Here is a 16,849-nt window from a genome sequence, read left to right as displayed (position 1 = left end):
ATCGGTTTAAATCAATTCAGCGGTTAATTTTCTTTTCTCTTCTTCGGTGATGATCTGACCATCAAACAGGTGAATCACCCGATGGGCAAAACCTGCATCGTAATCAGAGTGAGTCACCATAACAATCGTGGTACCTTCACGGTTGAGTTCCAGAAGTAGTTTCATAACTTCCTGACCATTTTGAGAATCCAGATTCCCGGTAGGCTCATCGGCCAGTAATAGCTTAGGTTCTGCAACAACTGCACGACATAAAGCCACACGCTGTTGTTGGCCACCGGAAAGTTGTTGGGGGAAATGCTTTTTACGATGCCCGATTTTCATACGGTCTAATACTGCTTCAATCTTGACTTTACGCTCTGCAGCGCTGTATCCCAGATATTTTAAGGGCATTTCTACATTTTCATATACATTGAGTTCATCAATCAGGTTAAAGCTCTGGAAAACGAAACCTACATTTCCTTTACGTAAAGCCGTGCGTTGTTTTTCGCGTAAACCGGAAACATCCTGACCATCTAAAGTATAAGTTCCTGAAGTAGGATTGTCCAATAAGCCAATCATATTGAGCAGGGTAGACTTGCCGCATCCTGATGGGCCCATAATGGCAGTGAATTCGCCTTTTTTGACTTGTAAATTCACTTCGTTTAAAGCCAGAGTTTCGACTTCTTCGGTGCGGAATGCTTTGGTAACGTTCTGTAAGTTGATCATGTTTTCCATACGCTTAATTTCTTTGCTAATGTATTGAATCGTGTTATTCTATTTCTAATTTATCGTTGTTTCCTAACAGGTCATAAGACGAAACCACGACCTGATCTCCGGCATGGAGTCCATCCAGGATTTCATAGTATTTAGGATTTTGTTTTCCCACTTGAATGGTTTGACGACTGGCGGTTTGTCCGTCTTTGTCGAGTACGTAAATCCAGCGTCCTCCGGTAGATTGGAAGAAAGCTCCACGTTGCACGAGTAGTGCAGGGCGTGGGTCATCCAACTGAATATTGAGATGATAGTTTTGACCGCTGCGAATATTTTCGGGCATGGCATCATCAAAAACCAGATCCACCAGAAAACGACCCTCGCGAACTTCCGGGTAGATTTTATCTACATGTAAAGCATAGTTTTCATTTTGGCGTTCCAATTGAGCGGCTAAATCTTTATGAATGCGATCAATGTAGTGTTCATCAATGCTGGCTTGTAGTTTATAATTACCCAAAACGTTGATCTGTCCCAGACGATATCCGGGAATTACAGATTGGCCCGGAACTGCGTTTAGCGCTGCCAATTGTCCATCCACAGAAGCGCGAACAATCAAATGCTCCTGACGTTGGTAGATCAAAGCCAGATTACGTTCCATGTTTTGCAGGTTTTGTTCAATTTTCTGAATTTGGGTTTTGCGAAATACAGCATCCTGCTTTTGACGTTCTATACTTAAGTTTTTGAGTTTGATAGCCAAATGATAAGCTTCTTCAGAGGCTAAAAAGTCTTCTTTTGAAATCAATTGTTCTTTATAGAAAGCCTGATTTTGCTGATATTTACGTTCAGTTTGTTTGAGGTCGAATTCTAAACGGAGTAGTTCACGTTCTAAAGAAAGCTTTTGTTGCTCCATACTGATTTGCGTTTCGCGTAAGAAGTTGGCTTTCTCTGCCAATTGTGCTTCACTATTGAGAATGTTTAAGCTGAGATTAAGATTGCTTAAAATCAAAAGTGTATCGCCTTTACGGACCATCGCGCCTTCTTCCAGGTAGATCTTTTCTACAATTCCGCCTTCTACGGCATCTACATAGCTCATGTATTTAGGTTCTACACGTCCACGTACGTTGATGTATTCCTGAAAAGGAGAGTCCAGTACCGTGGTAATGGTCAATTGATCTCGTGAAACTCTTAATGCGGAACTGTCGTCCCAAATCAAAGCAATAGAAGTGAGTCCAATGCCCAGAATACCCAAAATCCAAATTCCGCGGTGTTTGATGCGGAGCCAATTTTTATTTTCAATGGTGCGATCCATGCCGTGCCTATGCCAAACGAAATGCCATAAGGTTAAAGTGTTGTTTAGTAATGGTTTGAGTTTTTAGGAGTATAGGGGAGTGTCAAAGAAATGGACAATCCACTGTCTAATATTTTTACACTTTGCTATCGCGTGTTTGCATTTTGTACATTTGATTTCGATATGAAAACCGGACGAATTTTAATCGTAGATGACAACCAAAGCGCTTTGAGTGCTTTGCGATTGATGTTGCAGAGTGACTTTGAAGAAATCGAGTGTTTGGCCAACCCGAATTTGATCAAAGAACAGCTGGATCGTAATGACTTTGATGTGGCTTTGTTGGATATGAACTTTTCTGCCGGATTAAATACTGGCAATGAAGGATTGTACTGGTTACAGGAGATTAAAAAATGGAGTCCGCAGATCGAAGTGATCATGATCACTGCATATGGAGATGTGGAATTGGCTGTAAAAGCACTGAAATTAGGTGCGGTAGATTTTGTGCTTAAACCCTGGGATAATGAAAAGCTACGTGCGACCTTGCAATCCGCTTTAAAGTTGCGTCAATCGCATCAGAAGTTATCGGAGATGAAACAGCGTGAATCTTATCTCAAAGATGCGCTACAGTCCCGGAATGAACTGATAGGGCAATCTGAAGCCATGCAAAAAGTATTGCGGATGGCGGAAAAGGTGGCAGCTACCGATGCCAATGTTTTGATTACAGGAGAGAATGGAACCGGGAAAGCCGTAATTGCGGAACAAATCCATAGGTTATCTGCCCGTCATCAAGGTTTGTTGATGAATGTAGATATGGGTGCCATTCCGGAAAACTTATTTGAAAGTGAGTTGTTTGGATATAAAAAAGGCGCGTTTACCGATGCGAAATCCGATAAACCGGGTAAATTTCAATTGGCAGATAAAGGCACTTTGTTTTTAGATGAGATTGGAAATTTAACCATGCCATTGCAATCTAAGATTCTGGTAGCGTTGGAAAGTCGAACGGTGTTTCCTTTAGGAACGAGTAAAGCGGTTCCTGTAGATATCCGATTGATTGCTGCATCAAATGCCAATTTGGACCAAATGGTACAAGAGGGAAGTTTTAGACAAGATTTATTGTATCGGATTAATACCATTCAGATTGAGTTGCCGCCATTAAGAGAACGGGGAGAAGATATTGAATTATTAGCAACTCATTTTTTGAAGGTATATCAGAAAAAGTATCAGAAACCACATCTAAGACTGGGAACCCAGGCTTTACGTAAACTTAATAATTACCATTGGCCTGGGAATGTTCGGGAATTGCAACATACCATTGAAAAAGCGGTGATTTTATCGGAAGGAGATGTATTGATGCCGGCAGATTTTGATTTAAAAGCAGTAAATTCATCTATGCCCAAAGAATTACCATCACTTTCGGAAATGGAAAAAGACTTGATTATTAACGCGATGGATCGTTATCAGGGGAATTTGTCTTTGGTGGCAGAGAAACTGGGCGTGACACGTCAGACATTGTACAACAAAATCAAACGTTATGCGCTCTAGATATACCTCGGTTTTATGGCGTCTGGTCTTATTGATTCTTTTGGTCTCCGGAGGAACGCTGGCTTTTGTGTATCAATATTGGGAATTGGGAGCATTGGCTGTATTGCTCATGTTTGTGGTTGTGTGGAGCACTTTGCAGTGGATGTTTCAAATGCATAGCAAAGTGCATTTGTTTTTTGAAGGGGTGAAGTATGAAGATGGGAGTTTGCGATTTTCTACAGATCAGAATGACCCGCATCTCAACGAATTGTATCAGAAGCTAAACGAGATGAATGAGGTCATCACAGATATTAGAATTCGTGAAGCCAATAGCGAACGATTTTTTAAAGAATTTATGAAGCGATCAGCTAGCGGATTGATTGCTGTGGATGATGAACAATTTGTTGAGATTGTAAACGATACTGCGCTTCAAATCATTGGCTTACCGAATTTAACTCATATGCGTAGGTTGGAGCAACATCAACCTACATTGTTTGCTTTAATGCAAAATTTAAAACCGGATCAAAGTGAGCATTTAAAGATTTTGGATGGAAATCAATTAAAGCTTGTGGCGGTGAAAGTAGCACAGATTCGGTTCTCAGATAAAACGTATCGCATTTTCTCTTTGTATGACATCAAAACCGAGGTTGAAGCCCACGAGTTGGATACCTGGCAGAAGTTGATGCGCATCATGGCACATGAGATCATGAATTCTATTGCACCGATTACTTCTTTAAGTCAAACTTTGAGTGGTTATTTTATTCAAAATGACACTCCGGTACAGTTAGCTCAATTGCAACAAACGGATATTGATAATACCGTGAAAGGACTGCAGGTGATAGGAGAGCGGGCGAGTGGACTCCGTGGTTTTGTGGATAATTACCGTAAATTGACTAAGATTCCGGAACCGGAATTTGGAGTGATTCATCTGCAAAACTGGTTAGATTCTGTAGTATTACTTTTTAGAGGACAAGCAGAGGATTTAGAGATTGAACTAAACGTAAGTAATCAGTATCCGCAAGAGGTATTTCATGGTGATGAAAGACTTTTAACACATGTGGTGTTGAATTTACTTCAGAATGCGGTACAAGCGCTGGAAAATAGCTCAGATAAGAAAATTGAAGTGATTGCTGAACAAGGAGTAAATGGAGCGCTGAAACTTCGTGTGATTGATAATGGAAAGGGATTTCTGCCTGAAGAACAGGATAAAATCTTCTTGCCATTTTATACGTCCAAAGAAAATGGTTCAGGAATTGGTTTGAGTTTGTCTAAGCAGATTATGCGGAAACATAAGGGGAGTATTTCTGCCAGTTCGGAATCTGGTAGAACGGAGTTTGTTTTGGAGGTTTGATTAATCTTATTTAGATGTTTTGTTATACCACTTTGTTTGGATACAAAGTGGCGCAAAAATCAAGAACAAATAATGCTATCCAAGCACTCTGCCAAATCCTTGAAAAGCAATCAAAGTAGTCCCCAAATAGGGGAAACGTAAACGCCTTTGATGATTTTCTACAGATTTGGCATTCACTCCAACGCTTGCCCGCTATTTGTTCTGCTGCCAGCACACTTTTATGATTTTAGTGCTAAATCAGTTTAATATTTAACGGAGATAACTTTTTTGAGCAAGCAAAAAAGGAAAATAGCGTGTTTATGTATTTTAATTATGTTGTATACTTAGCCCTCATCCGAAGGAATAACCGCATTTAACGCGGCTATGGTTTTATCAATATCATTCGGGTATTTCAATTCCTTTAATTGATCCACTGATTTAGGGTAGGCGCTTTCAATAGCCAGACAAAGACCTTCGTTATTCTTTACAAACTCTTGATATTTAGATTGAATCTCTGGCCAACTCGAACCTGATGAACGTGTTTTTGAAGCATTTTTGTAAGCTCTAATTTCCATCCAAATTTGACCTAATCGTCTATTATTAGCTACTTTCTCCTTCTTTGTCATAACATCAGATTTTAAGAATCGCCAAAAGTAATTCGAAATCTCAGGATAATATCCAGGATCCTGATAATTATTGTCAGTGGGATTTCTCCGTAATACCTGTAAATCCTTTTATTTGCGATTCTTTAAATAGGGAATCGAATGCACACTTTTACACGAAATGTATATGTAACCAAAAAGGAAACACTTAGTTGTCAAAGGTGTAAAAGGTCGGTGCGTTTTGGAGAAAAGTTTGTAGCTGAATCAGAAGAACATCGTGGAACTTGTTTTAAATGTTCGCCATATGTAAATGCAGCTTTTTTGGAACCTGGTGATGCTGCGATGACGAGAAGATCAAAAAAGCATTCGAGTTATTGTGGTGTATTATATGTCTGGAATAAAAGACGTAGACGTTTTGAACGTAAAGGTCAATATGTAGAAGCAGTAGCAATAGAGTTGGCAAAAAAAGAGTGTTTAGCGGATCAGGAGAAAAGAGCGAAAAACAATGCAAAAGCCGCTGTGAAAAGAGCAGCAGAGGATAAAATCTATGTGGCAGAATTTTCAAAAGCCATTCGAAATAGATACCCCAATTGTCCAAAAGGAAGAGAAGAAGCTATTGCGCAACATGCGTGCGAGAAGTATAGTGGAAGAGTGGGTAGAACCGCTGACGCTAAGCAATTTGATGCCAAGATGATTGATTTGGCTGTGGAAGCGCATATTCGTCATGCTGAAACGGATTACGACAGTCAATTCAATAAAGGCAAAACGAAAAGGATGATTCGTTCGGAAGTAAAAAGTGATATTACTTCAATTTTGAGGAGATGGCGTAAGTCATAGTTGGTTTGTGATGGTTTATCGCGTTAATTTGAAATTAATGTGATGATGATTTATTTGCCTTGTTACTTCGAGAGGCTCAGCATCCGGCAAAATAAATCATTAATCGTATTAGATATTTTGATTTACCACTTTGTCCTGATACAAAGTGGTGCAAAAATCAAGAACAAATAATGCTATCCACGCGCTCTGCCAAATCCTTGAAAAGCAATCAAAGTAGTCCCCAAATAGGGGAAACGTAAACGCCTTTGATGATTTTCTACAGATTTGGCATTCACTCCAACGCTTGCCCGCTATTTGTTCTGTGGCCAGCGCACTTTTTTAATTTAGAGCTGTTAAATATTTAAAGGAAATAACGATTGTTTACTAAGGATTATATCGGATAAATATCAATTCAATAATATTCTGGTTTTTATTCTCTTCATGCAGCATAGAAGTTGATGACGTTAAGAAATAGCGAAGCCTTGGAGCTATTTTAGTCATTAAGCTTCGGTTTTAGTGTAACCAAGTGAAGCTAAAAATGCATTGTGAAGAGTGCTCTTTTTTGGTTTCGTTTTTTGAGCAAGCAAAAAAGGAAAATAGTGTATTCGCTGGCAAGCACTAGTTTATCGCGTTAATTTGAAATTAATGTGATGATGATTTATTTGCCTTGTTACTTCGACAGGCTCAGCATCCGGCAAAATATATCATTAATCATATTGGTAAAACAAGAACAAATATTGTGAATTCGCTGTAGGTTATTATTGAGTTTTAATTGCCTTAATAGAGTATACCAGCGGAATTCTGTTTTTAAAATGTGTGATCCTATATTTTCCTGTTTCAAATTCCTCGCAGTTTTTTACAAATGGATATGGTGCGTAATCGTATTCCATAATATCAGTTATCATCAGTTTATGCTGAATTAAACTGGTCAGAACTTCGCTCATGGCGTGATTCCAGGTCATACTGGTTTGTGTGATTTTGGAGTCTGGATTGGCATAAGTACCTTCTTCCTCTTCAACAATTGCCTCCTTGTTATCGTAGTTGTAAATGACTTTTTTGAGATCATCATCAAACATCCATACAAAGGGATGAAATTCTGCAAACACAAATTCGCCACCTGGTTTTAGAAAATGTTGAATGATATCGGCCCAACGATCCAGGTCAGGAAGCCAGGTGATTGTACCATATGTTGTAAATACAATATCGAATTTCTGGTCTAAGTGATTCTTTAAGTCATAGATATCACAACATACGAATTGTGTATCCAACCCAAGCTCAAAGGCTATTTCTTGCGCCTTTTTTATTGAATCTTCTGAAAAATCAACTCCGGTAACCTGGGCTCCCATCCGGCTTAAAGACATCGAGTCTTGCCCGAAATGACATTGTAAATGCAAAATGGATTTACCTTGAATATCACCTAGCATATCCAATTCTATTTGGTTTAAGGAACTGGCTCCTTGTTTAAATTTTGCTACCGCATAAAATTCTGAATCTAAATGTGTTTGTAGTCGAGATTCCCAGGATTCTTTATTCAGTTTGATGTAATCCACATTATTTGTTAAGTCCATGTTTAAGTTCATTCTTTAATTAATTGCTGTTTCTAAATGCATGGCAAATAACCATATATTTGGAAGCAATAAATTGTACAAAAACGAAATGCAGTACAAAAAAATCCAACCGAATCAGGCGTTAAATTCTGTCGTAGATCATTTTTGGTTTTTTCAGGTGGAGAAATCCGATTTACCTTTTCAGCAGACTCTTTTTCCATTTGGTCGTTTTGAATTGTTTTTTGAATTGAATGGAGAACATAAGGTCTTCTTTTCTGGTCATTTAAAAAATACGGTAAGCATTGTGTATACCGAGCCTTTTAAAGCTGTTGGTGTTAGTTTGAATGCGTGGTCAGCAGATTTTTTAATGCAGATTCCCATGGTTGATTTTTCATCTAAAACCACTGATATATCTGATATAAGTGAATATCGTGATGTATCGGATATGCTTCATACGGCACAGAATGAAGAAGAAATAATAGATGTTTTAGAAAAGAGTTTGTTTCAAAAAATAGAGCGTTATCAAACTGATCCTATTTCGTTATGGATTGCCCATCTCATTAAAAACAATACAGATCTAACGCTAGATCAATTCGACTTTTCAAAAATTGGACTGAGTAGAAGAAGGATAGAGCAGAAATTTGTAACCCATACCGGAGTTTCTATGGGGAAATATCTGGGACTCTCTCGATTTGAAAAGGCGCTTATAGCTCTGGAAAGAAGTGATCAAAGTGATTTAACCACCATTGGGTTGGATTTAGGATATTATGATCAATCCCACTTTATTAGAAAGTTTAAAGGTTATTCTGGGGTTACGCCAAAACAATTTATGCATCGTTATTCTCAAATTCCGGAACGCCCTATTCGTGATTTAATGTTTTTATAGTCGGGTTTCTTAGGAGATCATTTAATGCTCATTTCTGTTGCTTACGATAAATGAAAAAGTCTACATTTACACCTCGTTTCCAATAAGATTAATGATACAAAAACAAACCATGAAATACTTAGTTGCCTTCATACTGATAAGTTTAAGTGTTGGTCTATCAGCACAGGATACAACAACCGTTTACTTGAAACATGATTTCTCAAAGACCAGCCAAAAGAAAGCTTTTTACTACCAAAAAAAGGTGAAAGTAAATAAGGAGGTATCATACTCTGAAATCTATACGATGAAAGGGGTGATGTATCAAAAAGGATATTATCAAAACAAGGATAGTAAAATTAGAGATGGACAATTTGAAACGTTTTATTCGGATGGGAGTTTGCATCAAACTGGCAAATATTTAAATAATATTCAGGTTGGACTTTGGACGATTTATTATCCTACAGGAGAAAAGAAGTCCTATGGTAATTACAATGCTGAAGGCGAAAAAGACTCGATTTGGATCAGCTTACATCAAAACGGTAAAGTCAAAAGTACTGGCCAATATTTAAATGGTAATCGTTTGGGAGAGTGGATTGGTTTTTTTGATGATGGAGATAAAGAATATACCAAACATTATAATGAGGAGGGGAAACTCCATGGTACCTACGTGTTTTATGGATCTGAAAAATTAGTTTATGATACAGGTGCATATGAAAATGGAGATAAAATAGGAGAGTGGAAGTACTATTTTAATTCCGGGAAACCTAGTGGTGTAGTTGTTTATGAACAAGGGGAAGCTGTAAGCGCTACTTATTGGAATGAAGATGGTAAAGAAGTCAATCCTAAAAAACAGGTAGTCAATCAAGAGCCTGTATTTCCCGGTGGAGAATCAGAAATGTATGCGTTCCTGGGTAAAAACCTACGTTACCCACCTGATGCTCGAGATAGTGATATTCAGGGTAGGTTATATGCTTCATTTATTATAGATGAAAATGGTGAAATTATCGACATTAAAATTCTAAGAGGTTTATGTCCTTCCATAGATCATGAAGCCATAAGAGTGATTAAATCAATGCCTAATTGGCTACCTGGGATTAGCGAGAACAGAAAGACGCGTGTGAAATATAATTTGCCTATAGTTTTTAAGTTGAGTTAGAGTTTTTGGTGTAATCCTATTTGTTTTTATTTTTTGAGGTTAATATAATAGTTTCTCAAGTTCTTCCATGTTAAGTGTCTATATTTGCGACTCGAATTAAACAATTCATTTTATGAAATCCCTAGGTATACTGATACTCTTTTTATATTCCATTACTCTCTTAGCCGTAGATAATGAGAATGCACCTTCTAAGTTAGAGGAAATACAACAATATATTGATAACCAACATTTCGGTTTTGAAGAAAACAAAGGACAGGTAACAGGGGAGGATGCTTCCAGAGTGAAGTTTATATATCAAAGCGGTGACCTGTCTGTTTTTCTATTATCCACAGGAATTGCCTATCAATTTAATAAAATTCAATATTCGGATAACACGGAATCATTGGATAAATTCCAAAAGGGTATACTACCTGAGTTAATGGAAGACTTGACTGATGAAATAAGTTTGGAAACTTACCGAATGGACTTTAAGTTAGTAGGTGCCAACCCTAATGCGATCATTACCATGGAAGGAAAAAGTAAAGATTATAATCAATATTACAAGCTTAATGCGTTAAATGTACATTCCTATGCTGAAATCACCTATCATGACATTTATCCAGATATTGATTGGGTTATTTATTGTAAGAATGGGGTAATTAAGTATGACTTTATTGTTCATCCCGGAGGTAATCCAAATCAGATCAAGATAAAAGTAATTGATGCCGAACAAATTAAATTAGATGATACAGGTTCATTAACGATGATCAATCGTATGGGTAAAGTTTATGAAGACCACCCAATAAGTTACCAGGGAGATAGAAAGTTGTTAACTTATTTTGAATTAGATAAGGATGAGATTAGTTTTAAAATTCCAGAGTATAACAAAACGGAATTGTTAATAATAGATCCTGTAATTGGTTGGGCTACTTATTATGGCGGACTTATAGGAGAACGAGGTTATGCTTGTGCTGTAGATGATTCTGGGAATGTATATATGGCAGGAAATACTACTTCTACAAACAATATAGCGGCTGGTGGACATCAAAATGTATATTTAAATGGTGGTGATGCTTTTTTAGTGAAGTTTAATGCACAAGGAGTGCGATTGTGGGGAACGTATTATGGAGGTAATTTAGGAGAAGTTGGATACACCTGTTCAGTAGATGATTCTGGGAATGTGTATTTGGCAGGTTCCACCAGATCGTATGCTAACTCGAACTCAAGTATAGCTATTGGAGGACACCAAAACACTTATGGTGGTGGTTATATTGATGCTTTTTTAGTAAAGTTTAATACACAAGGAGTGCGACAGTGGGGAACGTATTATGGAGGAAATACCATAGATGTGATAAACTCTAGTAGTGTTGACAATCAAGGGAATGTATATATATCTGGTATTACTCAGTCCACATCCAATATAGCTAGTGGTGGTTATGATAATTCATTTAATGGTGGACCATTGTTTGGAGATGCTTTTTTGGCTAAATTTAGTTCTTCAGGAACCCGTATATGGAGTACTTATTATGGTGGAACAGATGAGGAAGATAGAGGACTTTGTTCAGTAGATGATTCTGGGAATGTGTATTTGGTAGGAACTACAAGGTCAACTACCAACATTGCATCAGGAGGGATGCAAAATACACATGGAGGAGGCCTGAGTGATGCTTTTTTGGTGAAATTTAATAGTTTAGGTGGACGAGTTTGGGCTACTTATTATGGTGGGACAGGAATTGATTATGGAACCTTTTGTGCCTCGGATGATTCTGGAAACGTTTATTTAACAGGATCTACATATTCGGGAAACAATATAGCGTATGGAGGTTTCCAAAATCAGTTTATGGGAGGAATGGGATATTCAGAGGGATACTTAGTTAAATTTAGTTCATCTGGAGTTCGAAAATGGGGGACTTATTATGGAGGGAATCATGCGGATCATGGTTATTCTTGTGCAGTTGATAATTCCGGGAATGTATACATGGCTGGGATGACCAGATCAGATACCAATATTGCTCATGCAGGTTTTCAGGATACTTTAAGTTCTGGCGGTTTTGATGATATTTTTTTAGTTAAATTTAATTCTATAGGGGGAAGATTGTGGGGCTCCTATTATGGAGGAATTGGTGATGAGGGATATCCGTATTGTGCCATTGGAGACTATGGAAGTTTATATATGACTGGAATAACATCGTCTACTTCCAGTATGGCTATAAATGGACATCAGAATATTCATGGCGGTCTTAATGATGGTTTTTTGGTCAAAGTTTTATGTGTTGATTCCGTTATAGATACGCAATATTCTTGTTCCAGTAGTTATACCTGGATTAATGGGGTTACTTATTACGCTTCAAATAATACGGCAACATATGTTATGACCAATACTTCTGGGTGTGATAGTGTGATCACGTTAAATCTAACCATTAATGCGAATACAGGGGTGGATGTCATCACAGCATGTGATAGCTATACCTGGATAAATGGAGTAACCTATACCTCCAATAATTTCACTACATTAGATACCTTAACCAACGTACTGGGGTGCGATAGTGTAGTAACTCTTAATCTCACTATAGTTAATTCCAATACTGCTACGGATACGCATGTGGCTTGTGATAGTTATACCTGGATTAATGGAATTACCTATACTTCCAGTAATTTTACTGCTAAGGATACATTAATTAATTCCAATGGTTGCGATAGTGTGGTTATGTTGAATTTAACAATTAACTCCGATCTGGTTGTTGATGATATCATTGCATGTGATAGTTATACATGGATAGATGGGGTGACATATACGACAAGTAATAATACAGCAAAGGATACACTAATTAATTCCAATGGTTGCGATAGTATAGTTATATTGAATCTAACAATCAATAATCCAACATTCGGAGTAGATACTCAAATCGCATGTGATGCTTATACGTGGATCAATGGAGTGACCTATACCATGAATAATAATACTGCAATGGATACTTTGACGAATGCGAATGGTTGCGATAGTATTATAACACTTAATCTAACGATAAATCAGTCAACGACCGGAGTTGAAGTTCAAACAGCTTGTGATAGTTATACCTCAGTGAGCGGTAAAACCTGGACTACATCAGGTATTTATCAAGATACTTTAACAAATGCTTTGGGATGTGATAGTATTGTAACCTTAACACTCACGATAAATCAATCTACATTTGGTATAGATAATCAAACGGCATGTGATAGTTATACCTCAGTAAGTGGTAAAACCTGGACTACATCAGGTGTATATCAGGATACTTTAACAAATGCTTTGGGATGTGATAGTATCGTAACATTAAGCTTAATGATTAATCATCTGACAACAGGAGTGGATGTTCAATCCGCTTGTGGTTCTTATACCTGGATAGATGGGGTGACATATACGACTAGTAATAATACTGCAAAGGATACGCTAATTAATTCCAATGGTTGCGATAGTATAGTTACATTGAATCTAACGATCTATAGTCCAACATTCGGAGTAGATACTCAAATAGCCTGTGATGCTTATACATGGATCAATGGTGTAACTTATACGATGAATAATAATACTGCAATGGATACCTTGACGAATGCGAATGGCTGTGATAGTATTATAACACTTAATCTAACGATAAATCAATCAACGACCGGAGTCGATATTCAAACGGCTTGTGATAGTTATACCTCAGTGAGCGGTAAAACCTGGACTACATCAGGTGTTTACCAGGATACTTTAACGAATGCGAATGGTTGCGATAGTATTGTGACTTTGATACTCACGATAAATAATTCAACAACAGGGTTTGATAATCAAATTGCATGTGATAGTTATACCTCAGTAAGTGGAAAAACTTGGACTACATCAGGTGTATATCAAGATACTTTAACAAATGCTTTGGGATGCGATAGTATAGTGACTTTAACACTTATCATAAATCATTTAACAACTGGTGTTGATGTTCAATATGCTTGTGGTTCCTATACATGGATAGATGGTATTACTTATACAGCTAATAATAACACGGCAAAGGACACCCTAACTAACTCCAATGGTTGCGATAGTATAGTTACGTTGAATCTAACGATCAATAATTCAACATTCGGAGTAGATACTCAAATCGCATGTGATGCTTATACGTGGATCAATGGTGTGACCTATTCTATGAATAATAATACTGCAATGGATACCTTGACGAATGCGAATGGCTGCGATAGTATTATAACCCTTAATCTAACGATAAATCAGTCAACGTCTGGAGTGGATATTCAAACAGCTTGTGATAGTTATACCTCTGTGAGTGGTAAAACCTGGACGACATCTGGTGTATATCAGGATACTTTAACGAATACTATGGGATGTGATAGCATTGTGACTCTGACGCTCACAATAAATCAATCAACCACAGGATCGGATACGAAAACGGCATGTAATAGTTATACCTCAGTAAGTGGTAAAACCTGGACTATATCAGGTGTATATCAAGATACTTTAACAAATACTTTAGGGTGTGATAGTATCGTAACATTAAGCTTAACGATTACTACAATTGATACATCTTTAACTATAAACGGAAATACGATTAGTGCGAATCATACTGGCGCAAGCTATCAATGGTTAGATTGTTCTTCAAATTATACAATGATTCCTGATCAAACTAATTTTAGTTATACGGCAACGCAAAGTGGCAATTATGCTGTAGAAATAACAATGAATGGTTGTACAGACACATCATCTTGTGTTACTTTAACAAATGTAGGGATCAAGGACTTTGTATTTAATCCTAACTTTAATGTGTATCCTAATCCGACTGGAGGGGATGTGACCATAGATCTAGGGAGAGTTTATCAAAATATTGAAATAAATGTGTTTGACGGTGTTGGTCAGCAAGTGATGGGACCGATACAAAGAAATAATACGGATAAATTAAGTTTAGAATTAATCGGAGAAAGAGGAGTGTATTTTATTCAAGTGGAGATGGATGGGGTAACATCACTTTTTAATATTGTGAAAAATTAAGAATGTTTTGGTCATTACTGGCTAAACTTTAAATACGCTCTCGTTCCAGCCATTCCAGACCGTCTGGAAGTTCAGATGAAGAAAATTCTAAATGAATGACACGTCTCTTTTGTTTTTCGGATTTAGAAGATGAATGTAATAACAGTGGTTTCATCAATTGAATTCCACCGGCAAGTACTTCGCACAGATAAGGAACACTATTTTCAGTAATAGTTTTGATCTCCGTATCTGAAAGTCGTTTGTTTTGCGATCCCGGGACAATTTTTAAGGCGCCATTCCGACTGTCTGTATCATCCAAATGAATTCGGATGGTAAATGTATTTTTTAAGATCTCTTCGGGAGGACACACGCTATGGATGTCTTTTTTGTAGGTCCAACCGGAATAGCCTTCAAGATCCATTTTTTGATTCACATTTATGGGCACATCCTGATGCCAGGTGACATACCAGTTTGCATCTGCAGGCTTGTCAAAGTAAATGGCTTTGGTGATAAATGCATCAGGATCAATAGAACGTACAATTCTGAGTAAGTTTTTATTGATCAGTAAAGGTTTAAGGTTTGGGATGTCTTTTAACAGTGTTCTTTTTCCAAATTTAGGTTCATCTGTTTGTGCGAAGTACTTATCAATTTGTCTTGAAATATGTCTGAGTTCTCTTTTGGAGTAAACATAATTCAAAGTATCGAAGCCTTTATGCCTTAGTTTATTGATGAGTTTGTCTAATCCGGATTTACTAATTTCCGTATGATATAGGTCTAATCCGCCTTGCAATCTATCCTGAATGTTTCGTCTTAGTTTTCTTGGAGCAATAACTTTCGCTCCATCACCTAAACCCAAAATGTCTTTTTCCAATTCAAAATTATGCTGCACATCTAATGAAATGGTAATTCCATAATCATCTTGTTCTATAAGTTTTTGCGAAGAATGAAAAGGTTTGGTGAGAACATAAGGCGCGTGTTTCCTGGTGATATACAGCATAACCCTTTCCGGTTGAAGATTCGGAGAAACTGAAACCCCAATAGAATCTTTAAAATAAGTGCTGGGATCAAATTCGGGAGGATGTTCTCGATATCTGGATTCACTTTTTTCAATCTGAATCATCCGATCTAATGCTAAACTCAATAAGTCTGTTCTCCCGTTTTTAGAGCCAAATAAGAACCATCTGTTGCGGAATTCTTTCAATAGGTAAGGGTGGAAGTCGAATGAGCTGGCATTTCTGGCTTTAAAAGATTGATAAGTTACCTTAATCACCTTCTTTTTGATAATAGACTGATACAGTTCATCTAAAAACTCGAGTCCTTTAAGGTTGTCATTCTTTTCAAAATCAATAACCGGTTTTTGATTGGTTTTTTGTGCATAAACATGATCCTCCAGTTTTTGCACCATTCCGTCCAATTCCTTGAAGTGAGAGAATCCCTTGAATTGTCTTAAAAATTCTATGGTTTCGTTAAGCTGGTTTAGATCTTGATCCGTGATCGGAATATTGGTAATACTATAATCCTTGTCTTCGTATGTGTAATATTTCTTATCAATAACAATGATGGGGGCATTGTAACCCAATTTATCACTGCGCATTAATTGAATGTCGGCCTGAATGGTTCTTTTACTTACACCTTTTAAAATTCCTTCATGATCATATAAAGCATCCGAGCAGGCATCAATTAAATCGTCTAAAGTCCATTGTCTATAGCGGTTTTGGAGGCATTTGTCAATGGTTTTGTATCGAACTAGGGCGTTTCTATTTGCAGGCATTTTAAAGAAATTTTGATAAAAGTAGAATTAATTTTTCATTACGCAAAAAGACTGCGTAGTAGTGCTGAACCTTTGTCGCAGATTAATTGATAAAGCAGTTATCGAGCGTAAAATCCCCACTATCTGAAAGCGGAAAGATGGTGGGGCAAAGTAAAACGGAAGAGTAGCAAAGTTGGTCAATGCGCTGGATTGAAAATCCAGAGATAAAGGTTCGAATCCTTTCTGTTCCACAACAAATGTTCTTTAAAATATGGTGTTTAAGCACTAAAGACAGTTGATGGTTGATTT

General features: G+C 37.3%; 11 protein-coding genes and 1 tRNA gene. 7 read left to right on the top strand and 5 right to left on the bottom strand.

The window, feature by feature from the left end; all coding sequences use genetic code 11:
* Positions 1-6 precede the first annotated feature (6 nt).
* Together KFE94_17320 and KFE94_17315 are read right to left on the bottom strand one after the other, a co-directional pair.
* Positions 7-705, bottom strand: coding sequence for an ABC transporter ATP-binding protein (locus tag KFE94_17320; protein ID UTW68307.1), 699 nt, complete (start codon positions 703-705; stop codon positions 7-9).
* A 43-nt stretch (positions 706-748) separates the two neighbouring features.
* The gene (locus KFE94_17315; protein ID UTW66387.1) at positions 749-1,999 is read right to left on the bottom strand and encodes an HlyD family efflux transporter periplasmic adaptor subunit; all 1,251 of its coding nucleotides are present in this window, start codon (positions 1,997-1,999) and stop codon (positions 749-751) included.
* A 162-nt stretch (positions 2,000-2,161) separates the two neighbouring features.
* On the opposite strand from KFE94_17315, the gene KFE94_17310 reads away from it, so the two are divergent.
* The gene (locus KFE94_17310) at positions 2,162-3,520 is read left to right on the top strand and encodes a sigma-54-dependent Fis family transcriptional regulator (protein ID UTW68306.1); all 1,359 of its coding nucleotides are present in this window, start codon (positions 2,162-2,164) and stop codon (positions 3,518-3,520) included.
* Positions 3,510-4,850 (top strand): HAMP domain-containing histidine kinase, encoded by a 1,341-nt coding sequence (locus tag KFE94_17305; protein UTW66386.1) that lies wholly within the window; start codon positions 3,510-3,512, stop codon positions 4,848-4,850. The genes KFE94_17310 and KFE94_17305 overlap by 11 nt, the downstream gene beginning before the upstream one ends.
* Before the next feature lie 323 nt (positions 4,851-5,173).
* Here the strand turns inward: KFE94_17305 and KFE94_17300 are convergent, their stop codons facing one another.
* Positions 5,174-5,455, bottom strand: a complete 282-nt coding sequence (locus KFE94_17300; GenBank protein ID UTW66385.1) for a hypothetical protein — start codon at positions 5,453-5,455, stop codon at positions 5,174-5,176.
* A 138-nt stretch (positions 5,456-5,593) separates the two neighbouring features.
* Here KFE94_17300 and KFE94_17295 point away from each other — a divergent pair, with 138 nt between their 5' ends.
* Positions 5,594-6,268, top strand: coding sequence for a DUF2293 domain-containing protein (locus KFE94_17295; protein ID UTW66384.1), 675 nt, complete (start codon positions 5,594-5,596; stop codon positions 6,266-6,268).
* A 737-nt stretch (positions 6,269-7,005) separates the two neighbouring features.
* Here the strand turns inward: KFE94_17295 and KFE94_17290 are convergent.
* Positions 7,006-7,815 carry a class I SAM-dependent methyltransferase gene (locus KFE94_17290; protein UTW66383.1) on the bottom strand — a complete coding sequence of 270 codons (810 nt, stop codon included), beginning with the start codon at positions 7,813-7,815 and terminating at the stop codon, positions 7,006-7,008.
* An 88-nt stretch (positions 7,816-7,903) separates the two neighbouring features.
* Here KFE94_17290 and KFE94_17285 point away from each other — a divergent pair, with 88 nt between their 5' ends.
* From KFE94_17285 to KFE94_17275, 3 genes are all read left to right on the top strand, one after another.
* Complete coding sequence (locus tag KFE94_17285) at positions 7,904-8,680, top strand: helix-turn-helix transcriptional regulator (protein ID UTW66382.1); 777 nt, start codon at positions 7,904-7,906, stop codon at positions 8,678-8,680.
* A gap of 109 nt (positions 8,681-8,789) precedes the next feature.
* The gene (locus KFE94_17280) at positions 8,790-9,815 is read left to right on the top strand and encodes a TonB family protein (GenBank protein ID UTW66381.1); all 1,026 of its coding nucleotides are present in this window, start codon (positions 8,790-8,792) and stop codon (positions 9,813-9,815) included.
* Positions 9,816-9,927: 112 nt separating this feature from the next.
* On the top strand, positions 9,928-14,811 hold the full coding sequence (locus KFE94_17275) for an SBBP repeat-containing protein (GenBank protein ID UTW66380.1): 4,884 nt from the start codon (positions 9,928-9,930) through the stop codon (positions 14,809-14,811).
* A gap of 28 nt (positions 14,812-14,839) precedes the next feature.
* Here the strand turns inward: KFE94_17275 and KFE94_17270 are convergent, their stop codons facing one another.
* Positions 14,840-16,561 carry a WYL domain-containing protein gene (locus tag KFE94_17270; GenBank protein ID UTW66379.1) on the bottom strand — a complete coding sequence of 574 codons (1,722 nt, stop codon included), beginning with the start codon at positions 16,559-16,561 and terminating at the stop codon, positions 14,840-14,842.
* A gap of 157 nt (positions 16,562-16,718) precedes the next feature.
* Here KFE94_17270 and KFE94_17265 point away from each other — a divergent pair.
* A tRNA-Phe gene (locus tag KFE94_17265) sits at positions 16,719-16,791 on the top strand.
* The last annotated feature ends 58 nt before the right edge of the window (positions 16,792-16,849 follow it).

The organism is bacterium SCSIO 12643 (assembly GCA_024398135.1).
GTDB lineage: Bacteria > Bacteroidota > Bacteroidia > Flavobacteriales_G > Salibacteraceae > CAJXZP01.
Note: the sequence above shows the minus strand (reverse complement) of the source record. Positions and strands in the feature narration are given on the sequence as shown.